This is a genomic window from Pseudorhizobium tarimense (assembly GCF_022968135.1).
Classification (GTDB): domain Bacteria; phylum Pseudomonadota; class Alphaproteobacteria; order Rhizobiales; family Rhizobiaceae; genus Neorhizobium; species Neorhizobium tarimense.
The window spans coordinates 1-21196 of sequence record NZ_JALJRA010000030.1 but is presented as its reverse complement, the minus strand read 5'-3'; the positions used below and the strand labels follow the sequence as shown (position 1 = coordinate 21196).

The following is a 21196-nucleotide window of genomic DNA, read 5'->3' as shown; positions in this document are numbered from 1 at the left end:
ACACTTTCCGTTTTGCGGGAGGTGTTGATGCCGTGGAAAGAGATTTCGGTTATGGAGGAACGCCTTTGTCGCCCGCTTGCTTGAGGGCGAAGGCATGAGCGAGGTGTGCCGAGCGTTTGGCATCTCCCGCAAGACTGGCTACAAGATCTTCAACCGCTACAAGGACGACGGTCTGGAAGCGCTGACCGATCGATCTCGGCGGCCGGTGCGCTATGCCAATCAGTTGCCGGACCCGGTTGAGGCCATGATTGTTCGCCTTAAACGAGAGAAGCCACACTGGGGTGCCAGGAAAATCCGGGAGCTGCTCATCAAGCGTCTTGCCGGCGATGTTCGCATCCCAGCGAAGAGCACGGTGCATGCTGTGCTCGATCGCCACGGCCTTGTGAGCCAGGCCCGCAAGAGGAACCGGGCGAACAAGGCCGAGGGCACGCAGCTGTCGCAAGCGCTCGAACCCAATGACCTGTGGTGCGTAGACTTCAAGGGCGAGTTCAAGATCAGCAATGGCCGCTACTGTTACCCTCTGACGGTCACAGATCAGGTCTCACGATATCTTCTTGGCTGCGAAGCCTTTGAGTCGACACGCGAGCAAGGTGTCTTCGACGCATTCCGAAGGATCTTTTCTGAATTCGGTTTGCCTGCCGCCATTCGTTCAGACAATGGCCTGCCTTTCGCCAGTCCCAATGGCCTCTATAATCTGTCTAAGCTGTCGGTGTGGTGGCTGCGATTGGGGATCAGCCTTGAACGCATCCGTCCTGGCCATCCGCAACAGAACGGACGCCATGAACGCATGCATCTGACGCTGAAGAAGGAGGCGACCCGGCCGCCAGCCACGAACACGCTGCAGCAGCAGGCCCGCTTTGATGCATTTGTCAGCGAATTCAATCAGGAACGGCCGCACGAGGCGTTGGACATGAAAGTGCCCGCAGATCTCTACGTCGCATCCTCACGACCCTACGAGGGACTGCCAGAGATCGACTATCCTTTCCACGACCGCGACGTGCTCGTCACCCATTGCGGACGCGTCTGCATGTGCCGCAAGAAGATCAACATCTCAACTGTGCTGGCCGGACAGAAGCTTGGGAGAAAAGAGGTCGACGACGGCATTTGGCTCGTCAGCTTCATGCACTATGATCTGGGATATAATCGATCTCGAACAGAGAACTTTGCAAACCATCGACAACCCGTTCGGCACGAGGTTGTCACCCATGTCTTAGGTATAAACCGTTACCTATGTGTCCGGGTCGGACATCTTGCAGGCTGGAGCGGGTGAAGGGAATCGAACCCTCGTCGTCAGCTTGGGAAGCTGCTGCTCTACCATTGAGCTACACCCGCAACGGCGTTGAGAGTTCTCCTAGTTCGCGGCTTCTGTCAAGCACCATGCTGCCCGCAGCGCCAGTCGTCGTCACGTGATTCGGAAGTGCTTGGAGAGCTTCAGGCCCTGGGCCTGATAGTTGGAGCCGAGGCCCACTCCGTAGAGTGCCTGCGGCCGCTCGAGCATGTGCTCGTAGACGAGGCGGCCGACGATCTGCCCGTCCTCCAGGATGAAGGGCACCTCGTGGCTGCGAACCTCCAGAACGGCACGGCTCCCCCTGCCACCTGCGTCGGCATGACCGAAACCAGGATCGAAGAAGCCGGCATAGTGGACGCGGAACTCGCCGACCAGCGGGTCGAAGGGCGTCATCTCGGCGGCATAAAGCGGCGGCACGTGCACTGCTTCGCGCGAGACGAGGATGTAGAACTCGTCCGGATCGAGGATTAGCTCGTTGCGGCCGCGGCTGTAGAGCGGTTCCCAGAAGTCGAAGACGTCGTGCTGGGCCTTCTTGTCGACATCGACAACGGCCGTGTGATGCTTGCCGCGATAGCCGATCAAGCCGTCCTTATCGCCCGTCAGATCGATGGAGAGCGCGATGCCGCCGCCGCTGATGTTGGGCTCGCGCGCCGCCACCAGCGTTTCGTCGCCATGCAGCTGCAGGAGTTCAGGCTCCTTCAAGAGCGCATTGCCGACGCGGAAGCGGATCTGCGACAGCCGCGATCCGCGCCGCACCACGATCGGGAAGGTGCGCGGGCTGATCTCCAGGTAGAGCGGACCGCAATAGCCGGCAGGGATCTTGTCAAATTCTTGGGCGTAGTCCGTGATCACGCGGGTGAAGATGTCGAGGCGGCCGGTGGAGCTCTTCGGGTTGGCGGAGGCAGACATCTCAGCCGGGAGGTCGAGCGCCTCCATTAGCGGGACGATGTAGACGCATCCCGTTTCCAGGACCGCGCCCTCGGAAAGATCGACCACGTGCAGCTTCAGCCGGTCGAGCTTATCGGACACCCGGCTGTTCGGGCCTGGCATGAAGCTTGCCCTCACCCGGAAGGCCTTGGCGCCGAGCCGCAGATCGAGGCTCGCAGGCTGGATCTGGTCAGTGTCCAGCGCCCGCTCCGACGTCAGCCGGCCGTTTTCAAACAGGGCGGAGATCGCCCGATCCGCCAGGATGCCCGTGGTCCTTGTCATCGTCCTTCGCCCTCGCTTGGCGGGACAAAACCAAATGGCGGGCATTGACGCAAGCGAAGAGCGGAGGTATGGCAGCTTTATCCCGTGGTGATTTGGCCGGTCGGCTTGCAGCCACGTTAAACAAGTGGCTAAAGAGACCGGGGTGAGACCGGTCTGCTTTTCGCACGGCCGGTTTTTTTGTGTCTGAAAGGTGCATGCGCATGTCGAAGAATTGGCGCCCCGCAACACAGCTCGTCCACGGCGGCACCCTGCGGTCGCAATACGGCGAGACCTCAGAGGCGATCTACCTGACCCAGGGGTTCGTCTACGAGACGGCCGAGGCGGCGGAAGCCCGCTTCAAGGGCGAGAGCGACGGCTTCATCTATGCGCGCTACGGCAGCCCGACCAACGACATGTTCGAGAAACGCATGTGCATGCTGGAAGGCGCCGAAGATGCGCGCGCCACGGCGTCGGGCATGGCAGCCGTCGCTGCGGCGATCCTTTGCCAGCTGAAGGCGGGCGATCATATCGTTGCCGCCCGCGCCTTGTTCGGCTCCTGCCGGTGGGTGGTGGAAACGCTGGCGCCGAAATACGGCATCGAATGCACGCTGGTCGACGGGCGCTTCCTGGAGAACTGGGAAAAGGCGATCCAGAAGAACACCAAGGTCTTCTTCCTCGAAAGCCCGACAAATCCGACGCTGGAGGTCGTGGACATCGCCGGCGTGGCGAAGCTCGCCAACCAGATCGGCGCAAAGGTCGTGGTCGACAACGTCTTTGCGACGCCGCTCTTCCAGAAGCCGCTGGAGCTCGGCGCCCATATCGTCGTCTATTCGGCCACCAAGCACATCGACGGACAGGGGCGGTGCCTGGGCGGCGTCGTGCTGTCCGACAGCGAGTGGATCAAGGAGCACCTGCAGGATTATTTTCGCCATACGGGCCCGGCTATGTCCCCGTTCAACGCGTGGACGCTGCTGAAGGGGATCGAGACGCTGCCGCTGCGCGTCAAGCAGCAGACGGAGAACGCTTCAAAGATTGCCGATTTCCTGGCCGAGCAGAAGCAGGTGGCGCGGGTGATCTATCCTGGCCGCGCCGACCACCCGCAGGCCGACATCATCGCCCGCCAGATGAGCGGCGGCTCGACCCTCGTCTGCCTCGAACTGAAGGGTGGTAAGCAGGCAGCCTTTGCGTTGCAGAACGCGCTCGAGGTGGTAAAGATCTCCAACAACCTCGGCGACGCCAAGAGCCTGATCACGCATCCGGCCACCACGACGCACAAGAACCTGTCGGACGAGGCACGCGCCGAACTCGGCATCTCGGCCGGAACCCTGCGGCTTTCGGCGGGGATAGAGGACACGCAGGATCTGCTCGAAGACTTTGCGCGGGCGCTACAGCAGGTGCCGGCATAAGGGATGCGGCCGCAGACGTTATTAACGTTTCCGGTTATCCCTAATCAGCGAAACCGCCCGGTAACCGACCGATCGACGCCCGGCTGCGGCGTCGGTTTCCTTGACGCGCGTCAAAACCTGTACGATACCCAAGCCAGATCACAGAGAAGTGCCGCGTCATGTATCGGGCCCGCACCAGAGACATAGAAGTCATCGTGGAACCCTATTATCTGGAGGAACAGTCTTCTCCGGAAGACAACCGCTATGTCTGGGGCTACCACATCGTTATTGAGAACCACTCGCCGCTGGCCGTACGGCTGACCTATCGCTACTGGCACATCACGGATCAGAGCGGCCTCGTCGACGAGGTAGAAGGACCTGGAGTGGTCGGCGAGCAGCCACGGCTTCAACCGGGCGATACCTATGAGTACTCTTCGGGATGTCCTCTCGACACGCCCTCCGGCGTCATGTTCGGACGCTACCGGATGGAAACCGACGAGGGCGAGGTCTTCGACGTCAAGATCCCCGCCTTCTCGCTCGATTCACCGGGTCTGCTGCGCGTGCTGAACTGAAGGAGCGGAAGCCGCTCCCCGTTCTGATCAAGCCGTAGCGAACTCGTTCGCGTCGTACTTGTAGGTCGTCGAGCAAAACTCGCAGGTCACCGAGATCACGCCGTCTTCCACGCTTGCCTCGATTTCTTCGGCGCTGAACCCGCCTAGCACGCTCTTGATCCTATCGCGCGAGCAGCTGCAACGGTCGGCGACCGATTGCGGCTGGTAGACGCGTACGCCCCGCTCATGGAAGAGGCGGAACAGCAGCCGCTCGATCGGCACCTGCGGATCGGTCAGTTCGTCGGTGTCGATCGTCTCGACCATGATCCGCGCTTCCGCCCAGGCATCGTCTTCGCTCCGGTCGTGATCGCGCTCGTCGCCGTCGCCGCCATGTAGGTCCGGCTGGCGCATCCGCTCCGGCGCATCGGGCAGGAACTGCGCGACGAGACCGCCGGCACGCCAGTTGTGGCGCCGCTTGCCCTCAGCGTCGCGATCGAGCAGTTCGGCCACGCCGAGGCGCACCTTGGTCGGGATCTGCTCCGACTGGCGGAAATAGACGCCAGCGATCTCTTCCAGCGATGACCCGTCCAGCGGTACGATGCCCTGGTAGGGCTGCATGTTGCGGCCATGGTCGATGGTGAAGGCTAGAACGCCGCTTCCCAAGAGTTCGGGGGGTGACGTCCGACCCTCACGCACCGCTTCCGCAAGAGCGTCCTCGTCATAGCGGGCATAGGCGCGCAGGCTGTTGGGGGTCGAGAAGTCGGCCACCAGCAGGTCGACCGGCCCGTCGCCCTTGGTCTGGACGGTGAATTTGCCTTCGAACTTCAAGGAGGTCCCGAGCAGGGCCGTCAGCACGATTGCTTCCGCCAGCAGCCGAGCGACCGGCGCCGGATAATCATGGCGACCGAGGATGGAGTTCAGGAGCGGCCCGAGCTGAACCGCACGACCGCGCACATCCAGCCCTTCGACCTGGAACGGGACAACACGATCGTCGCCTGCAAAGTCGAGATCATTGAGTTCAACGGTAGCTTCCGCCATGGCTTGCTCCTTCGCGCCGACCAGTCCAGCTTCTATACATGCGCGGGCCCGTGCGGAACCGCTGCGGCGCAAAAAGACGTCGGCGATGTGTGTGAGGCGCCGCCGGCTGCGGCAGCGCTAACGAAAGGCGACAGATGGGATCGGCTTTTGCCGAAATCAAGCCTTGCGCTTCAGAGCGCGCCGAAGCACCAGGCGAGGATCGACTTCTGCGCATGCAGGCGATTTTCGGCCTCGTCGAACACCACCGACTGCGGTCCGTCGATCACCTCGTCGGTCACCTCTTCGCCGCGGTGGGCGGGCAGGCAGTGCATGAAGAGCGCGTGCTTGTCCGCCTGCTTCATCAGCTGAGCATTGACCTGGTAAGGCTGGAAGATGTTGTGGCCGCGCGCCTTGTGCTCCTGGTTCATCGACACCCAGGTGTCAGTGACGACACAATCGACGCCCGATACGGCGCGCTCAGCGTCATGGCAAAGCATGATCTGCCCGCCATTATTGCGCGCCCAGTTAAGGAACTTGTCATCCGGCTCCGAACCCATGGGAACGGCCATGTTCATCCGGTAGCCGAAGCGAGCCGATCCCTCCACGAGCGAATGCAGGACATTGTTGCCGTCGCCGGTCCAGGCGATCGTCTTGCCCTCGACCGGCCCGCGATGCTCCTCAAAGGTCATGATGTCGGCCATGATCTGGCAGGGGTGGGTGTCATCCGTCAGGGCGTTGATGACTGGTACGGTGGCATGCTCTGCCATCTCCAGCATGCGGGCATGGTCCGTGGTGCGGATCATGATGGCGTCCACGTAGCGCGACAGCACGCGGGCGGTGTCACCGATCGTTTCCGCGCGTCCCAGCTGCATTTCCGTGCCGGAAAGGAACAGGGTCTCGCCGCCGAGCTGACGCATACCCACATCGAAGGAGACGCGGGTGCGGGTCGACGGCTTCTCGAAGATCATCGCGAGCATCTTGCCGGCAAGCGGCTTTTCGGCAGTGCCAGCTTTAGTCGCCTGCTTGCGGGTCTTCGCGTCCTCCAGGATTGCGCGCAGATCTGCGGCAGAGACGGCTGAGATATCGAGAAAATGCTTCGGTGACGCCATGACTTACGACGAGGGCTAAAGCGCCCTCCACTCCTTACGCCGTTTTTCTTAAGGTCGACTTGCTGAGGCTTCCGGCCGCACGCTCGATGCGGGCAAGCCCTTCACGGGCTTCCTCGGCCGTGACGGTCAGCGGCGGCAACAACCGGATGACGTTGTCGCCGGCCGGCACGCCGAGCAGGTGCTCCTCACGCATCGCCATCAGCAGCTCCGTGTTCGCCACCTTTGCCTTAATGCCGAGCATCAGGCCATCGCCGCGGATTTCTTCGATCACGTCCGGGAAACGGTCCTTCAGACCCTCCAAGCCCTGCCGGAAGACCAGCGCCACGTCCTGGACATGCTCCAGGAAGCCGTCAGCAAGCACTACGTCCAGTACCGCGTTGCCGACCGACATCGCCAGCGGATTGCCGCCGTAGGTGGTTCCATGCGTGCCGGGCTTCATGCCGCTTGCGGCCTCTTCCGTTGCCAGGCAGGCGCCGAGCGGGAAGCCGCCGCCGATCCCCTTGGCAACAGCCATGATGTCCGGCGTGATGCCTGCCCATTCGTGGGCGAAGAACTTGCAGGTACGGCCGACGCCGCACTGGACTTCATCCAGGATCAGCAGAAGGCCGTGCTCGTCGCAGAGCTGGCGCAGCGCGTGCAGGAATTCCTTCGATGCGAGGCGAAGGCCGCCTTCCCCCTGGATCGGCTCGATCAGGATTGCCGCCGTGGCTTCTGTTATCGCTGCTTTGACCGCATCCAGATCGCCAAACGGCACCTGGTCGAAGCCCTGCACCTTGGGACCAAAACCTTCCAGGTACTTGGGCTGGCCGCCTGCGGCAATCGCCGCAAGCGTGCGACCGTGGAAGGCGCCCTCGAAGGTGATGATATGGAAGCGTTCGGGATGGCCCTTGGCATACTGGTAGCGCCGCGCTGTCTTGATGGACGCCTCCAGCGCCTCAGCGCCAGAATTGGTGAAGAAGACTCTGTCGGCGAACGTGGCTTCCGTCAGGCGCCGCGCGAGCTTCTCCTGGCCGGGTACGTCATAGAGATTGGACAGATGCCAGAGCTTGTCTGCCTGATCCTTCAGCGCCGCAACCAGATGCGGATGGGCGTGGCCCAGCGAGTTCACGGCAATCCCGGCCGCGAAGTCCATATAGCGTTCGCCGCTTTCCGTCGTCAGCCAGACGCCCTCCCCGCGCTCGAAACGGAGCGGAGCGCGGTTGTAGGTCTCGAACAACGCGGGTTCAGCCATGATGACGGACTCCTTCGGCGAAGCGGCTCTTCAGGCCGGCGACCAAATCAAAATGCCGCCCTGTGGGCGGCGCGGGCACTATTCCCGTTTCCCCCCGGCATGTCAACAAATGCGGCACTTCTGGCCGCCGCTGCGGCTGTGACAAAAATGACTCGCCCGAAAAGCAAGTTGGGGAAAACCGAGAAATCGATTCGAGACGATTCCGGCGACTCTTGCCACGGAGTCTGCCGACCAGTAGTTTAGTAATCAACAACTAGACTGCATGCGGCGGAACTAGTCACCCAAAGCCTAGATATAGTGGCTGGCACGAAATGATGTTCGTGGCAGGCGGTGAGGGATTCTGCATGCCGAATTACGTTCAAAAGGCGGAGAGCGGGCATGAACTGGACAGATGAGCGCGTCGAGAAACTGAAGAGACTTTGGGCCGAGGGCCTGAGTGCCAGCCAGATCGCAGCACAGCTGGGCGGCGTTAGCCGCAACGCCGTGATCGGCAAGGTGCACCGTCTGAACCTTCCGGGCCGCGCCAAGGCGGGCGGCACTCCGGCCGCTGCTCGCGGAACTAAGCGTGTCGCAGCACCTGCCCGTCCGGCGAACTATCCTGCCCGTGTCGCCACCCGTACCGTGCCGCGAACGATCGGCGCAACGGCACTCAAGGAAGAGATTGATCTCGATACCGTGCAGGAGATGCAATATGTCCCCGCAACCAACGTGGTCGTGCCGATCTCCCGCAAGCTCTCGCTGACCGATCTGACCGAACGCACCTGCAAGTGGCCGGTTGGCGACCCGCTCAAGGACGACTTCCACTTCTGCGGCGTGGACGCCGCCGACGCCTCCCCCTATTGCAGCTATCATGCCAAACTCGCATACCAGCCGGTGGCAGAGCGCCGGAAGGCCGCGGCAGCCCGCGCCTGAAGCCGGACAATATCCTCAGACGAAAAAAGCGGGCTCCGGCCCGCTTCTTTGTTCCTTGTCCCGCGCAGAGGCGCTGATTAGGTCTCCATAGAATAACCCGCGCCGCGAACGGTGCGGATGACATCTTGCATGTTGGAGGAGTTGAGCGCCTTGCGCAGGCGCCCGACATGGACGTCGACCGTCCGTTCGTCGACATAGATGTCGTGGCCCCAGACGCCGTCCAGAAGCTGCGAGCGGGAGAAGACGCGGCCGGGCGACGACATCAGGAATTCCAGAAGACGGAACTCGGTCGGGCCAAGACGAACTTCGCGGCTCTTGCGGTGAACCCGATGCGTCTCGCGATCCAGCTCTATATCGCCGCAGCGCAGAACCGCCGACAGAACTTCCGGCCGTGCGCGGCGCAGCATGGCTTTGACCCGCGCCATCAGTTCCGGCGTGGAAAACGGCTTTACCACATAGTCATCGGCCCCGGTGGAGAGGCCGCGAATGCGTTCACTCTCTTCGCCACGGGCCGTCAGCATGATGATCGGCAGACGCTCCGTTTCGCGGCGCATGCGCAAGCGCCGGCAAAGCTCGATGCCGGACACGCCGGGCAGCATCCAGTCGAGGATCAAGAGATCCGGAATGCGCTCCTGAAGCCGCACCTCGGCTTCATCGCCCTTCAGGATCGTTTCGACTTCGTATCCTTCCGCTTCCAGGTTGTAACGAAGAAGAACGCTCAGCGCCTCTTCGTCTTCCACAACGGTAATCTTAGGCTGCATGCGAATGCTCCGTCGGTCTTACTCGTCGCTCAGAATGGTGCTGAGCGTGTTGGACCGGTCATCCTTCGGCCGCTCGCCGTCCGGCTGGAAGCCGGTGGCCATGTAATAGATCGTCTCGGCGATGTTGGTGGCATGATCGCCGATGCGCTCGATGTTCTTGGCGCAAAACAGAAGATGCGTGCAGCTGGTGATGTTGCGCGGATCTTCCATCATGTAGGTGAGCAGCTCGCGGAACAGCGAGGTATAGATCGCGTCGATCTCCTCGTCGCGCTGACGAATGGCCTCGGCCTTCTCGGCAGACCGCGTCGCATAGACGTCGAGCACATCCTTCAGCTGTACGAGTGCGAGCTCCGACAGGTGCTCCAGACCACGGGCGAGGTTGCGGGGAATCCCCGTTTCCTGCACAGCAATGACGCGCTTTGCGGTGTTCTTTCCGAGATCACCCACCCGCTCGAGGTCGGCGGCGATACGGAGAGAGCCGATAATCTCGCGGAGGTCCGACGCCATCGGCTGCCGCTTGGCGATCGTCACAATCGCCTTCTCGCCGATCTCGCGTTCCGCCGTGTCGAGGATCACGTCGTCGGAGATCACCTTCTGCGCCAGAGCGGTATCGGAGTTGACGAGCGCCCGCACGGCATCGGCGCACATCTGCTCGGCAAGGCCGCCCATCTCCGAAATGCGGCGCTTCAGGTATTTAAGCTCTTCATCATAAGCCGACATGATGTGGGTCGATGGCATGACTTTGCTCCTCGAATGTTTGCGCCTGACAGCCGGAGCCGGATCAGCCGAAGCGGCCCATAATGTAATCCTGGGTGCGCTGATCGTTGGGATTGGTGAACATCTTGTCCGTGTCGTCTTCCTCCACAAGATGCCCGAGGTGGAACATCGCCGTGCGCTGGGAGACGCGGGCTGCCTGCTGCATGGAATGGGTGACGATGACGATCGAATAGTTCGTCCGCAGCTCGTGGATCAGTTCCTCGACCTTGGCCGTGGCGATCGGGTCGAGCGCCGAGCAGGGCTCGTCCATCAGGATCACTTCCGGCGAGACGGCGACCGCGCGGGCGATGCACAGACGCTGCTGCTGGCCGCCGGACAGGCCAGTGCCGGCCTCATGCAGGCGGTCCTTGACTTCCGCCCAGAGGCCCGCCTTCTGCAAGCTGCTTTCGACGATCTGGTCGAGGTCCGATTTGCCGCGTGCCAGGCCGTGGATGCGCGGGCCGTAGGCGACGTTTTCGTAGATCGACTTCGGGAAGGGGTTCGGCTTCTGGAACACCATGCCGACGCGGGCGCGAAGCTCCACGACGTCAATATCCGGATCGTGGATGTCTTGCCCATCCAGCGTGATCTTGCCGGTCACCTTGGCATTGGCGATCGTGTCGTTCATCCGGTTGAGGCAGCGCAGAAAGGTGGACTTACCGCAGCCGGAGGGGCCGATGAGCGCAGTAACCGTGTTGTTACGGACGCCGAGATTGACGTCGAACAGGGCCCGCTTGTCGCCGTAATAAACGGACACGTCCTTGCCGACCATCTTGTAGTTGATTTCGCTCATTTTCCGTTCCAGCGCTTTTTCGGTCGCAGCTTCAGTCAGCATGTTCATAACGCTCCTCCCTTACCAGCGCCGCTCGAAGCGACGGCGAAGAATGATGGCAATCAGGTTCATGAGCAGCAGGAAGACCAGTAGCACGATGATGGCTCCTGAGGCACGCTCCACAAAGGCCGGGTCGCCGCGCTGGGTCCAGTTGTAGACCTGCACCGGCAGAGCGGACGCGGGATCGAAGAAGCCTTCCGGCGGCGCTGCGGGGTAGTCACGCACAAAGGCGACCATGCCGATGAGGAGCAGCGGAGCGGTTTCCCCGAGTGCCTGGGCCAGACCGATGATGGTTCCCGTGAGGATGCCCGGCATGGCGAGCGGAACGACGTGGTGGAAGATCGCCTGCATCTTGGATGCGCCGACCCCAAGGGCAGCGCTGCGGATCGACGGCGGAACAGCTTTTAGCGCAGCACGGGTGGCGATGATGATGGTCGGAAGCGTCATCAGCGCCAGGACGAGGCCGCCGACAATCGGTGCCGACTGCGGCAGACCGGCGAAGTTGATGAATGCCGCCAGACCGAGGATGCCGAACACGATGGAGGGTACGGCAGCAAGGTTGGCGATATTGACCTCGATGAGGTCGGTAAACCAGTTCTGCGGCGCGAACTCCTCGAGATAAATGGAGGCTGCAACACCGATCGGCAGGGAAAGCGCCAGGACGATCAGCATCATATAAGCCGAGCCGAGGATAGCGACGCCGACGCCGGCCGCTTCAGGCCGGGTGTCGGAGGCATCGGGTGCGGTCAGAAAGTCCCAGTTGAAGCGCGTGGTGAGGATGCCGGCTTCCTTCAGCTCGTCGGCCAGCTGCAACTGCTCCGGCGAAATGTTGCGGTCGAGTTCAGCACTCGCCATCGTGACACGGCCTTTGTAGTAGCCGTCGATGCGTCCGGAGGCGAGGAGGTTGAATTCCACCGTCTCGCCGATCTGATCGGGGTTGTTGAGCACGTAGCGGCGCAGGATCGCCGGAGCTTCCGCGGAGACCAGTTCGGCGGCGGGACCCGCTTCCAACTGGCTGTTGAAGCCCTTGTCGTTCATGGCCTTCGCCAGCGAGTTCTTGATCAGCGGCGCGTAGCCGAAGGTGGTGACCTTGGCGAGATCCTCTGGATTGCGGTTGCCCGCCTTATCGAGAATGCCCGGATCGAGGTAAATATCCATGGTCACATAGGTCTGGCGGAAGGACGACAGGCCACTCGACAGGATGGAGAACAGCAAGCCCACAAGGGCGAGCACGCCGAGGGCGACCGCCAAGAGGCCCATCATTCGGAAGCGGCGCTCGGCCGCGTGACGGCGGCGCGTGCGGGCGTCACCGGACAGAGCTGCCTTGCCCTGTGTTGCAGCGATCGCGTCGGTCATTCGTACTGCTCCCGATATTTGCGCACGATGTAGAGGGCGAGCACGTTCAGCGCCAGCGTGAAGACAAAGAGCGTAAGACCCAGCGCAAAGGCAACGAGCGTCTCGGGGCTTGCGAATTCGGTATCGCCGGTCAACTGGCTGACGATCTTGACCGTGATGGTGGTCATTGCCTCGAAGGGGTTGAGGTCGAGGCGGGCGGCGGCGCCGGCCCCCAGCACCACGATCATGGTTTCGCCGATGGCACGGCTGGCGGCCAGCAGGATGGCGCCGACGATGCCAGGAAGCGCTGCCGGCAAGATGACCTTCTTGATGGTTTCCGACTGCGTCGCGCCGAGCGCAAAGGAGCCGTCGCGCATCGCCTGCGGCACCGCATTGATGATGTCGTCCGACAGAGAACTGACGAAGGGGATGATCATCACGCCCATCACGAGGCCGGCGGTGAGCACCGATGACGAGGAGTTACCCAGGCCCATCGGTTGCGCGATCCAGTCTCGCAGGAAGGGGCCCACGGTGATCAGTGCGAAGAGACCGTAGACGATGGTCGGGATGCCGGCGAGGATCTCGATGGCTGGCTTGGCGAAGCTACGCAGCCTGGAACCGGCATAGTCGGCAAGATAGATGGCGATCATCAGACCGATCGGCACGGCGACGAGCAATGCCACGAAGGACACGTAAAGCGTACCCCACAGAAGCGGGATGATACCGAGGTCAGAGCCGCCCCGGAACTGAGGGTTCCACACGGTCGAGAAGAAGAACTCTGAGGCCGGATACATACGGAAGAAGTTCGCGGTCTCGAACACCAGCGAAAAGATGATCCCGACCGTGGTCAGGATGGCGATGGTCGATGACGCGATCAGGAGGGCCTGGATGAAGTTCTCGCTGACATTGCGTGCACGCAACTTCGGCTTGATGCGCATCAAGGACCACGCGCCCAATGCAAGCGCAATCGCGAGTACGACGACCGTCATGCCGATGCTGCCGTATTTGGCGCTCTGGCGGTAGGTGACAGCTGCATCGAAGACTTCGCGCGGCACGTCGCTGCCAAGAGCCACACCGACGTCGGCGAGGCGCACACGGACATTGGAGAAGTCCAGGTTGCCGTTGACCAGAGCGTCCTCATTGAGAGCGTCACGACGCAGGACTGCGTCGAGGCCGCCGGCAATGTTGCGCACGTCCGCCATCACGAGGCTGCGGGCGCCGCCTTCAGGGATGACGCTGTCGGGGATCATGCCGCGAACCCGGTTTTCGATCAGGATCGGCTGAGCGAACAGCCAGGCTGCGAGCACCAGCAGAGCCGGCACTGCCACGAAAAGAGCGACGGTTTGGCCGTAATAGCCGGGGAGGGAGTGAAGCCGCGTTCCGGTGGCGGCGGAGGTCGAAAGGGCGCGGCGCCTTCCGAGAACATAGCCGACGACGGCGAGCACTAGGACGACAAGAACGATGCTGCCAACGCTCATCTGGCTGATATCCTCTGGGTGAAAGGAAACTGGCGGCGCATTGCTTGCGCCGCCAGAGAGACGTGCCGGATTAGTTCAGCGGCCCCATCGGGGTGCGGTTCTTGACGGCTTCCTGGGTCTTGGCAAGTTCCGGATCGGAAACCAGACCGTAGGCAGCGAGCGGGCCGTTCGGGCCGGCCATGTCGTCAGAAACGAAGAACTCGACGTATTCCTGCAGGCCCGGGATAACGTCCAGGTGCGCGTTCTTCACGTAGAAGTACAGCGGACGGGAAACCGGGTACTCGCCGGAAGCAATCGTCTCAACCGAAGGCTCTACACCGCCCATGGTGGCGACGCGAAGCTTGTCGGTGTTGTTTTGGTAGAAGGACAGGCCGAAGACGCCGATGCCGTTCTTGTTGGCGTCGATACGCGACAGGGTTTCGGTGTAGTCACCGTCGATGTCGACAGAAACGCCGTCCGTACGAAGGTCCATGCAGGCATCTTCAGCCGCATCTTCGTCGCCGTTGTTAGCAGCCTTCAAGGCTTCCATCGTGCCGTTCTCTTCGCAACCGGTCAAGATGACCTTCTCGTCGAAAACTTCACGCGTGCCGTGCTTGGTGCCCGGGATGAAGGCGAGGATCGGCTGATCCGGCAGGTCAGAGCGAATGTCGCTCCAGTTCTTGTTCGGGTTGTCGACCAGCTGGCCATCCTTGACGACCTTGGAAGCCAGTGCAGCGTGCCAGTCGGCCGGCGTGAATTTGTATTCAGGGCCATTGATGTCCGAAGCGAAGACGATACCGTCGTAGCCGATGCGAACTTCCTGGATCTCGTTAACGCCGTTAGCCTTGCAGGTGTCGATGTCCGACTGACTGATGCGCGAAGAGGAGTTCGCGATGTCGATGGTGTTTTCGCCCACGCCTTCGCAGAGCTTCTTACGGCCGGCGCCCGAACCGCCCGACTCAACGACCGGGGTCGGATGGTCGAAGTTTTCGCCGAAAGCTTCAGCGACGATGGAGGCGTAAGGCAGAACGGTGGAGGAACCAGCGATCTGGATCTGGTCACGGGCAGCAGCGGCGCCAGCGAAAGCCACGGAGGCTACCAGTGCTGCAGCAGAAAGTTTCAGAATGTTCATGAGGATCTCCCATCATGCGCTTGTGTGAATTTGGCCGCGTCAACTTGCTTTCGCCAGCGCCCGGCAGGCCACTCATAGCGGCCTCACGACCTCGCTTTTATGTCATTCCGATGAAACATTTATGACAGCATAAGTGATTATAAGAATAGCGCATTTTCGGATAAATGCGTTTCTCGCCCAGCTAATATGTCAAAAACGGACGGTAAAGCGGCTCCCTTTGCCGACTTCCGAACTGACGATCAGACGAGCCCGGTGGCGGGTAAGGATGTGCTTAACGATCGCCAGGCCAAGCCCGGTCCCCTTCTTAGATCGACTGTCGGCAACGCTGACGCGATAGAAGCGCTCCGTCAGGCGCGGCACATGCTCTGAAGGAATGCCGGGACCATGGTCCTCCACCGTGACCTCGACCGGTCCTGAATCCTCGGCCTTGAGAAGGACGTCGACGCGCTCGCCATCCTGGCCGTATTTGCAGGCGTTCTCGACGAGGTTCTCGAAAACCTGAACCAGTTCATCACGGTCGCCCGTGACCTCTACCGGCGCAGACGGAAGATGGAGGTTGATCTTAACTCCCAGATCCTCCGAGAGGGGCACCAACGAGTCCCGTACATGCGAGAGCAACGGCACGAGGTCGACCTTGCCCTCCGGTGCGACGTTCGCCTTCAGTTCCAGACGTGAGAGCGAGAGGAGATCATCCACCAAGCGGCTCATGCGGGTGGACTGGTCCAGCATGATCGACAGGAAACGCTCCTGCGCCTTCGGGTCCGATTTTGCTGGCCCCTGCAGGGTTTCGATAAAGCCGCGCAAGGAGGCGAGCGGCGTGCGCAGTTCATGGCTTGCATTGGCGACGAAATCGCTGCGCATCCGGTCCAGGCGGCGGAGTTCAGAGATGTCGCGGAAGCAGAGAAGATAGAGCTGACCCTTTTCCTCATGCCGGCGAAGGTCGATCGGCGCGATGCGGACAATGTAGACCTGCTGCGATGGCAGCCGCTCGGCATGTTCTATCTGGTTCGGCTTGCCAGTGGCGAGCGTTTCGCGGACCATGTCCAGAACGGCGGGGGAGCGGAGCCGCGCGGAAACGTGCGCACCGACAGGGAGAGCTCCGAGAAGCCGATCGGACGCGCGGTTCTGGAACACCAGGTTGGCTTCGGAGTCGAGCAGCAGCGCTGCCGTCTCCATTGCATCAAGAGTGGCGGAAATGTCCTCGACAGGATCGTGCGCCTTGGGCTCCTCGAGCGCCTGCATCATTGACGGCATGGACTGCATCGGCGTGCGGTCGGCCACCAGCGTCAGCCCGGCAAGGACGAACCAGCCCAGCGCCGCCTGCCAGAGGGGAACGCCTGCAAAGACACTGAGTGCGCCCGCCAGAGAAAGCGCCACAAGCAGCGGCCAAGCACCGCCGAACCGCTTGCTCAACCAGGTCCCCCATTCAGACACCATGAATGAATCACCTCCCGCTCCCGAATTCCCAGCTCTTAGCCCGCTTCCATGACAGATATACATCGACGGCCGGTGGAAGAACGATAATTTAAACCTCCGGCCTATCTCGCGCGTTACGGCCCGGGCTTAGCAGAAGGAGTGGCAACCAATGAGCAGCAGTAGACAGGATCGGACGGTCGAACTGAAGATCGGCGGACACCGGCGCGCCTTTGATATTGACGATCCGAAGCTGCCGGACTGGGTTCATGACGGAGCCCTTGCCTCCGAGGGCTACCCTTATGACAACAAGATGAACAAGGATAAGTACGAGAACGCGCTCGAGGCCTTGCAGATCGAGCTGGTCAAGCTTCAGTTCTGGCTGAACGCCAGCGGCAAACGCCTGATGGCGCTGTTCGAAGGCCGCGATGCGGCCGGCAAGGGGGGGACGATCTTCTCCATCCGTGCCTACCTCAATCCGCGGACGGCGCGGGTCGTGGCCCTGCCGAAGCCAACCGAAACAGAGGCCGGCCAGTGGTACTTCCAGCGCTACGTCACACGTTTCCCAACGTCAGGCGAGACGGTGCTCTTCGACCGCTCCTGGTATAACCGCGGCGTGGTGGAGCCGGTAATGGGTTTTTGCACCGAAGAGCAGTGCAAGACCTTCCTTCACGAAGCACCTCGCTTCGAGGAGATGATCGTCGATGACGGCATCTATTTCTTCAAGTTCTGGCTGAACATCGGCCAGGAAATGCAGCTGAAACGCTTCCATGACCGGCGGCACGATCCCTTGAAGATCTGGAAGCTCTCCCCCATGGACATTGCCGCGCTGACCAAATGGGATGATTTCACCAAGGCCCGTGACCGGATGCTGGAGAAAACCCATACCGAGCACGCTCCGTGGACCGTGGTGAAGCTGAACGACAAGCGGCGGGGACGCATCAATGTGATCCGTCACCTGCTCTTGTCGATCGACTACGAGGGGCGCGATCGCGAGGCGATCGGCGACATCGGCCACAATATTCTCGGCGACGGCCCGGACTTCCTTCGCTGACAGACCCGTTTACTGACCGGGCAAGATTCGAACCGCGTAGAGCAGGACGGGGTTGCTTTCTCCCGCAATGCTGGTGCTGAGCACAAGCCTGCCGGCGGCATTACCCGTGACCGTGTCTGCGAAGGTAACGCGAAAGAGCGCGTCGGCCTTTTCCTGATGGGCGGTGAAGCGATGCCGGGCGCAGGTGCCGAGACCGCCGAAGTCGCAGAGGACGGAGAATTCCGCGCCGGTATCGGCGCCTGATTGGACCGTGAGCGCAATGGTAGACGTGCGGCCGGCGAGCTGCTGCAGGAGTTCGGCAGGAACCTCGATGGCGATATCGGCCGTTGCAGCACCTGCTGCCGAGGCGAGGCGAAGGGCGGGGCCGCTCGCCGTTTCGATGGGCTCCAGCGTTGCCGGCGGCGAGGCCTGAACGACCGCCGCATTCGTGCCGTTGAAAACCCGGATCCACTCCTCCGAGAAGCCGACCTGTGGACCGAGACCCGTCTGACCGGACGCCGGAGCAGAAGACGCCTGCTCGGCCGCCTCCATGGCGCTCTGCAGCGACTGTTGAATGAAGCCGGACGAGTAGGCCCACCACGTCGCCAGACCGAGCAACCCAAACAAGACCAGCCAGGCAACGAGAACAGAAAGGAAGCCGCGCCGCCGCCGCGGCTTTGCCGAGCGCTCCGGCGGCGCGTCGAGGATGGCGGCATCGCGCCCGCGGCGCCGGCGCTTGCCCTTTGCCTTGGTGGGTTCTTCAGCCGGAGGTGGCGTCTGGCCCGGGCGCTCATCGCGCTCTGCCCGAAGTGAATCAAGGTTCGAAAGATCGCTCGTCTGCGCAGGCTGCATGTCCACGGCCTCGCCGCGTAGAGCCCCGCCCAGGAGAAAGGCATCTGCGGCCGCGGGTTCCGGCTGCGGAGCCGGCTTCGCCGCTTGAGGTTGTGCCGCCTCGCGAGTCGGCGGCGGGTTCACTGGGTGAGCGTGGCTGCGTTCCTCGCCCTCGATCTCGCGGATTTTCAGTTCGAGCCGCTGGCGCTGCAGCGCAATCACCTGGCCATCGGTTACGCCTTGCTTCGACAGGCCGGACTCAAGCGCCTGCCGCGCCGACTGATAGATCCGCGCACGGATCTCCGGATTGGTGCGGTCGGACTTCTCCAACGCGTTCCTGATCGCTGTCTCCAAACCGCTCAATGCCAGTCCCTGCCTGTTTCGCTCCGGATTCTTACGTTTCGGTAATCCCTCCGGTCATGAACTGCAAGCACAAGCAATCAGGCAAATCTGGGGCTACCAGCACCAAGCCACCCTCAACAAGCACTTCAGCTCTTTTCCGGTGTCCCCGGCTCTGCTAGAGAATTGACGTGCGCGTAAACGTCACTTGAGGAGGACAAAAGATGCTGCCACCGATCCTGAAGGAGAAACTGCGCCTACCGGTGGTCGCCTCACCGCTCTTCATCATCTCGCATCCAGCGCTGACACTGGCACAATGCAACGCCGGCGTGGTCGGTGCCTTCCCTGCCCTCAATGCGCGCCCGGAAAGCCAGCTCGACGAGTGGCTGGCGATGATCACGGAAGAACTGGCGGCACATGACGCCACCCATCCTGACCAACCCGCCGCTCCCTTTGCCGTCAACCAGATCGTGCACACCTCCAACAAGCGGCTGGAGCATGATCTGATGATGTGCGTGAAGTACAAGGTGCCGATCGTGATCTCTTCGCTTGGTGCGGTGCCGGAGGTGAACGCGGCCGTCCACTCCTATGGCGGCATCGTGCTGCATGACGTGATCAACAACCGCCACGCCAACTCAGCCATCCGCAAGGGCGCCGATGGCCTGATTGCGGTGGCGGCGGGTGCTGGCGGTCATGCCGGCACGCTTTCCCCGTTTGCGCTGGTGCAGGAGATCCGCGAATGGTTCGACGGCCCCCTGCTGCTCGCCGGCGCGATCGGCACCGGAGGCGGCATCCTCGCAGCGCAAGCCATGGGCGCTGACATGGCCTATATCGGCACGCCTTTCATCGCCACGGAGGAAGCCCGCGCAGTCGACGCCTACAAGGAGATGATTGCGCAGTCTCAGGCGGCCGACATCGTCTACTCCAATTACTTCACCGGCATTCATGGCAACTACTTGAAGGGGTCGATCCTTGCCTCGGGCATGGATCCCGACAACCTGCCGCCCGCAGATCCCTCCAAGATGGACTTCGACAAGGCGGCCACGGGCGCCAAGGCATGGAAAGACATCTGGGGCGCCGGCCAGGGCGTCGGATCGGTGAAGGCGGTCGTTCCCGTTGCGGAACTGGTTGATCGGCTGGAACGGGAGTACCAAGAGGCCCGTGCCCGCATCTGCGCCTGAGGAGACCCTCACGGCAGAGCAGCGGAAAATGACATCTGAGCCGAAATCGCGGCTTGAAATCACCGACCTTTGCCTGTATCAGCCGCATCACATCGCAGCCGGCCCGGAGCCGCTGCATGGGCCGCTTTAGCTCAGTCGGTAGAGCACATCATTCGTAATGATGGGGTCACGTGTTCGAGTCACGTAAGCGGCACCATTCTCCCCTCTTCCGAACAATCTGGCGCTTTGATCGTTTTCCCTGAATATAACGGGAGAACGACATGACCGATCGACCTGACAAAGGACAGCAAAGCAAGCAAACGCCGGACGATGCGGCTATATCGGCCAATGCACCAGTGCAACCCGTTGAGAACTTCGATCCGGCCAAGCCCAATAAAGATCGGCGGATCTTCCAGAACGGCGACACGGATAGGATCACAGAGCAGGATTGAGACGAGGTGGATGGCATCTGCTGATTGTCTTGGCCGCAGCGACAGCCTGGTGGCCGCGGGGTACATCCGACGCTGACGCGTGCCTTGATCTCGGCGGCCGGATCCGCACCGACCGGGGCGGGATTTGCGACTTCTAAGGGAGAAGCCGGAAACCTGCTTTTCCTTCCTTGACGCGTTCGATGTGGCAACAGACTATCCCGCGCCGTGAAGGGTTTGTCCTTCCGCCGCGCGAGGAGATTTCATGCCGCTTGATCCGAAGATCGTCGAGACGTTGAAGAACGTTTCCACCGCCACCCTGACCACCGTCCTGCTGAAGAAGGGGCTGCGCAATGTCTGGATGCGCGGCACGAAGCCGCTGAAGCCGGGACAGGCGCGGGTCGTAGGCCCTGCGTTCACACTGCGCTTCGTTCCTGCCCGCGAGGACCTGGCGACCCCGGAAAGCTGGGCCTCCCCCATCTCGACCCGCGCCGCGATCGAAGCCATGCCGGAAGGTTGTGTCGCCGTTGCGGATGCCATGGGCGTGCTGGACGCCGGCATCTTCGGTGACATTCTCTGCTCGCGCATGGTCAAGCGTGGCGTTGCCGCACTTGTGACCGACGGCGTAGTGCGCGACGCGGAGGGCGTGTTCGGAACCGGCATGGACGTCTGGTGCGAGGGTGTTGCTGCGCCGCCTTCGGTCGCGGGCCTCACCTTCGTCGGCTGGCAGGAACCGATCGCCTGTGGCGGCGTCGCCGTCTTCCCGGATGACATCGTCGTCGCAGATCAGGATGGGGCCGTGCTGATCCCCGCCAAGCTGGTCGACGCCGTGCTGGCCGAGGCGCCGGAACAGGAGCAAATGGAAGCATGGATCATGACGGAGGTGGATCGTGGCGTTCCGCTACCTGGGCTTTATCCCATGAATGCCGAAACGAAGGCCCGCTACCAGGCGTGGAAGGACGCACGATGACCTTCTCTACCCAATCAAAAGGCGTCTACGCCATCGCCACGACGCCATTCCTGCCGGATGGCTCGCTC

The 21196-nt window shown here is 61.9% G+C and carries 19 protein-coding genes, 2 tRNA genes, 1 pseudogene and 1 riboswitch; of the genes and pseudogenes, 9 read left to right on the top strand and 13 right to left on the bottom strand.

Annotated elements, in window-relative coordinates:
* Positions 1–27 precede the first annotated feature (27 nt).
* A pseudogene (locus MUU54_RS23220) lies at positions 28–1214 on the top strand (IS481 family transposase).
* A gap of 44 nt (positions 1215–1258) precedes the next feature.
* On the opposite strand, the gene MUU54_RS23215 reads toward MUU54_RS23220, so the two are convergent.
* Both MUU54_RS23215 and MUU54_RS23210 read right to left on the bottom strand, forming a co-directional pair.
* A tRNA-Gly gene (locus MUU54_RS23215) sits at positions 1259–1332 on the bottom strand.
* Positions 1333–1402: 70 nt separating this feature from the next.
* Positions 1403–2497: a 2'-deoxycytidine 5'-triphosphate deaminase gene (locus MUU54_RS23210; RefSeq protein ID WP_247246322.1), complete on the bottom strand. Its 1095-nt coding sequence runs from the start codon at positions 2495–2497 to the stop codon at positions 1403–1405.
* A gap of 74 nt (positions 2498–2571) precedes the next feature.
* Positions 2572–2650: riboswitch (SAM riboswitch) on the top strand.
* A gap of 47 nt (positions 2651–2697) precedes the next feature.
* On the opposite strand from MUU54_RS23210, the gene MUU54_RS23205 reads away from it, so the two are divergent.
* Positions 2698–3882, top strand: coding sequence for an O-succinylhomoserine sulfhydrylase (locus MUU54_RS23205; RefSeq protein ID WP_247246321.1), 1185 nt, complete (start codon positions 2698–2700; stop codon positions 3880–3882).
* A 158-nt stretch (positions 3883–4040) separates the two neighbouring features.
* The gene (apaG, locus tag MUU54_RS23200; RefSeq protein ID WP_247246320.1) at positions 4041–4433 is read left to right on the top strand and encodes a Co2+/Mg2+ efflux facilitator ApaG/CorD; all 393 of its coding nucleotides are present in this window, start codon (positions 4041–4043) and stop codon (positions 4431–4433) included.
* 27 nt (positions 4434–4460) lie between these two features.
* Here the strand turns inward: apaG and MUU54_RS23195 are convergent, their stop codons facing one another.
* The 3 genes from MUU54_RS23195 to MUU54_RS23185 form a co-directional block, all read right to left on the bottom strand.
* A complete protein-coding gene (locus MUU54_RS23195; RefSeq protein WP_247246319.1) occupies positions 4461–5450 on the bottom strand; it encodes an Hsp33 family molecular chaperone in 990 nt (329 codons plus the stop codon).
* Between the two features lie 170 nt (positions 5451–5620).
* Positions 5621–6538: an ornithine carbamoyltransferase gene (gene argF, locus MUU54_RS23190; RefSeq protein ID WP_247246318.1), complete on the bottom strand. Its 918-nt coding sequence runs from the start codon at positions 6536–6538 to the stop codon at positions 5621–5623.
* Between the two features lie 34 nt (positions 6539–6572).
* A complete protein-coding gene (locus tag MUU54_RS23185; protein WP_247246317.1) occupies positions 6573–7769 on the bottom strand; it encodes an aspartate aminotransferase family protein in 1197 nt (398 codons plus the stop codon).
* A gap of 378 nt (positions 7770–8147) precedes the next feature.
* On the opposite strand from MUU54_RS23185, the gene MUU54_RS23180 reads away from it, so the two are divergent.
* Entirely contained in the window at positions 8148–8681 is a 534-nt protein-coding gene (locus MUU54_RS23180; RefSeq protein ID WP_247246316.1) for a GcrA family cell cycle regulator, read from the top strand.
* A 77-nt stretch (positions 8682–8758) separates the two neighbouring features.
* Here MUU54_RS23180 and phoB read toward each other — a convergent pair whose 3' ends face one another.
* The 7 genes from phoB to phoR all read right to left on the bottom strand — a co-directional run bounded on the left by phoB (position 8759) and on the right by phoR (position 16391).
* Positions 8759–9442, bottom strand: a complete 684-nt coding sequence (gene phoB, locus MUU54_RS23175; RefSeq protein WP_247246315.1) for a phosphate regulon transcriptional regulator PhoB — start codon at positions 9440–9442, stop codon at positions 8759–8761.
* 18 nt (positions 9443–9460) lie between these two features.
* The gene (gene phoU, locus MUU54_RS23170) at positions 9461–10180 is read right to left on the bottom strand and encodes a phosphate signaling complex protein PhoU (RefSeq protein ID WP_247246314.1); all 720 of its coding nucleotides are present in this window, start codon (positions 10178–10180) and stop codon (positions 9461–9463) included.
* Positions 10181–10223: 43 nt separating this feature from the next.
* Positions 10224–11039: a phosphate ABC transporter ATP-binding protein PstB gene (pstB, locus tag MUU54_RS23165; protein WP_247246313.1), complete on the bottom strand. Its 816-nt coding sequence runs from the start codon at positions 11037–11039 to the stop codon at positions 10224–10226.
* 12 nt (positions 11040–11051) lie between these two features.
* Positions 11052–12386 (bottom strand): phosphate ABC transporter permease PstA, encoded by a 1335-nt coding sequence (gene pstA, locus MUU54_RS23160; protein WP_247246312.1) that lies wholly within the window; start codon positions 12384–12386, stop codon positions 11052–11054.
* Positions 12383–13843 carry a phosphate ABC transporter permease subunit PstC gene (pstC, locus tag MUU54_RS23155; RefSeq protein WP_247246311.1) on the bottom strand — a complete coding sequence of 487 codons (1461 nt, stop codon included), beginning with the start codon at positions 13841–13843 and terminating at the stop codon, positions 12383–12385. Before pstC ends, pstA begins: the two co-directional genes overlap by 4 nt.
* Positions 13844–13913: 70 nt before the next feature.
* Positions 13914–14954, bottom strand: a complete 1041-nt coding sequence (locus tag MUU54_RS23150) for a PstS family phosphate ABC transporter substrate-binding protein (RefSeq protein ID WP_247246310.1) — start codon at positions 14952–14954, stop codon at positions 13914–13916.
* Positions 14955–15143: 189 nt separating this feature from the next.
* Positions 15144–16391 carry a phosphate regulon sensor histidine kinase PhoR gene (gene phoR, locus MUU54_RS23145; protein ID WP_247246309.1) on the bottom strand — a complete coding sequence of 416 codons (1248 nt, stop codon included), beginning with the start codon at positions 16389–16391 and terminating at the stop codon, positions 15144–15146.
* A gap of 148 nt (positions 16392–16539) precedes the next feature.
* Here phoR and ppk2 point away from each other — a divergent pair, with 148 nt between their 5' ends.
* Positions 16540–17421 carry a polyphosphate kinase 2 gene (ppk2, locus tag MUU54_RS23140; protein ID WP_247246308.1) on the top strand — a complete coding sequence of 294 codons (882 nt, stop codon included), beginning with the start codon at positions 16540–16542 and terminating at the stop codon, positions 17419–17421.
* A 9-nt stretch (positions 17422–17430) separates the two neighbouring features.
* Here the strand turns inward: ppk2 and MUU54_RS23135 are convergent, their stop codons facing one another.
* Complete coding sequence (locus MUU54_RS23135) at positions 17431–18561, bottom strand: type IV pilus modification PilV family protein (protein ID WP_247246307.1); 1131 nt, start codon at positions 18559–18561, stop codon at positions 17431–17433.
* A gap of 233 nt (positions 18562–18794) precedes the next feature.
* Here MUU54_RS23135 and MUU54_RS23130 point away from each other — a divergent pair, with 233 nt between their 5' ends.
* The 4 genes from MUU54_RS23130 (at position 18795) to MUU54_RS23115 (ending at position 21128) form a co-directional block, all read left to right on the top strand.
* Entirely contained in the window at positions 18795–19751 is a 957-nt protein-coding gene (locus tag MUU54_RS23130; RefSeq protein WP_247246306.1) for an NAD(P)H-dependent flavin oxidoreductase, read from the top strand.
* A gap of 120 nt (positions 19752–19871) precedes the next feature.
* Positions 19872–19947 (top strand) — tRNA-Thr (locus MUU54_RS23125).
* Between the two features lie 64 nt (positions 19948–20011).
* A complete protein-coding gene (locus MUU54_RS23120) occupies positions 20012–20182 on the top strand; it encodes a hypothetical protein (protein WP_247246305.1) in 171 nt (56 codons plus the stop codon).
* 241 nt (positions 20183–20423) lie between these two features.
* Positions 20424–21128 carry a ribonuclease activity regulator RraA gene (locus MUU54_RS23115; protein ID WP_247246304.1) on the top strand — a complete coding sequence of 235 codons (705 nt, stop codon included), beginning with the start codon at positions 20424–20426 and terminating at the stop codon, positions 21126–21128.
* Positions 21129–21196 lie beyond the last annotated feature (68 nt).

Excerpts from the sequence above, each read along its gene's own strand:
- MUU54_RS23210 (WP_247246322.1), bottom strand. The coding sequence starts at position 2,497 with ATGACAAGGACCACGGGCATCCTGGCGGATCGGGCGATCTCCGCCCTG.
- MUU54_RS23205 (WP_247246321.1), top strand. The coding sequence starts at position 2,698 with ATGTCGAAGAATTGGCGCCCCGCAACACAGCTCGTCCACGGCGGCACC.
- apaG (WP_247246320.1), top strand. The coding sequence starts at position 4,041 with ATGTATCGGGCCCGCACCAGAGACATAGAAGTCATCGTGGAACCCTAT.
- MUU54_RS23195 (WP_247246319.1), bottom strand. The coding sequence starts at position 5,450 with ATGGCGGAAGCTACCGTTGAACTCAATGATCTCGACTTTGCAGGCGAC.
- argF (WP_247246318.1), bottom strand. The coding sequence starts at position 6,538 with ATGGCGTCACCGAAGCATTTTCTCGATATCTCAGCCGTCTCTGCCGCA.
- MUU54_RS23185 (WP_247246317.1), bottom strand. The coding sequence starts at position 7,769 with ATGGCTGAACCCGCGTTGTTCGAGACCTACAACCGCGCTCCGCTCCGT.
- MUU54_RS23180 (WP_247246316.1), top strand. The coding sequence starts at position 8,148 with ATGAACTGGACAGATGAGCGCGTCGAGAAACTGAAGAGACTTTGGGCC.
- phoB (WP_247246315.1), bottom strand. The coding sequence starts at position 9,442 with ATGCAGCCTAAGATTACCGTTGTGGAAGACGAAGAGGCGCTGAGCGTT.
- phoU (WP_247246314.1), bottom strand. The coding sequence starts at position 10,180 with ATGCCATCGACCCACATCATGTCGGCTTATGATGAAGAGCTTAAATAC.
- pstB (WP_247246313.1), bottom strand. The coding sequence starts at position 11,039 with ATGAACATGCTGACTGAAGCTGCGACCGAAAAAGCGCTGGAACGGAAA.
- pstA (WP_247246312.1), bottom strand. The coding sequence starts at position 12,386 with ATGACCGACGCGATCGCTGCAACACAGGGCAAGGCAGCTCTGTCCGGT.
- pstC (WP_247246311.1), bottom strand. The coding sequence starts at position 13,843 with ATGAGCGTTGGCAGCATCGTTCTTGTCGTCCTAGTGCTCGCCGTCGTC.
- MUU54_RS23150 (WP_247246310.1), bottom strand. The coding sequence starts at position 14,954 with ATGAACATTCTGAAACTTTCTGCTGCAGCACTGGTAGCCTCCGTGGCT.
- phoR (WP_247246309.1), bottom strand. The coding sequence starts at position 16,391 with ATGGTGTCTGAATGGGGGACCTGGTTGAGCAAGCGGTTCGGCGGTGCT.
- ppk2 (WP_247246308.1), top strand. The coding sequence starts at position 16,540 with ATGAGCAGCAGTAGACAGGATCGGACGGTCGAACTGAAGATCGGCGGA.
- MUU54_RS23130 (WP_247246306.1), top strand. The coding sequence starts at position 18,795 with ATGCTGCCACCGATCCTGAAGGAGAAACTGCGCCTACCGGTGGTCGCC.
- MUU54_RS23120 (WP_247246305.1), top strand. The coding sequence starts at position 20,012 with ATGACCGATCGACCTGACAAAGGACAGCAAAGCAAGCAAACGCCGGAC.
- MUU54_RS23115 (WP_247246304.1), top strand. The coding sequence starts at position 20,424 with ATGCCGCTTGATCCGAAGATCGTCGAGACGTTGAAGAACGTTTCCACC.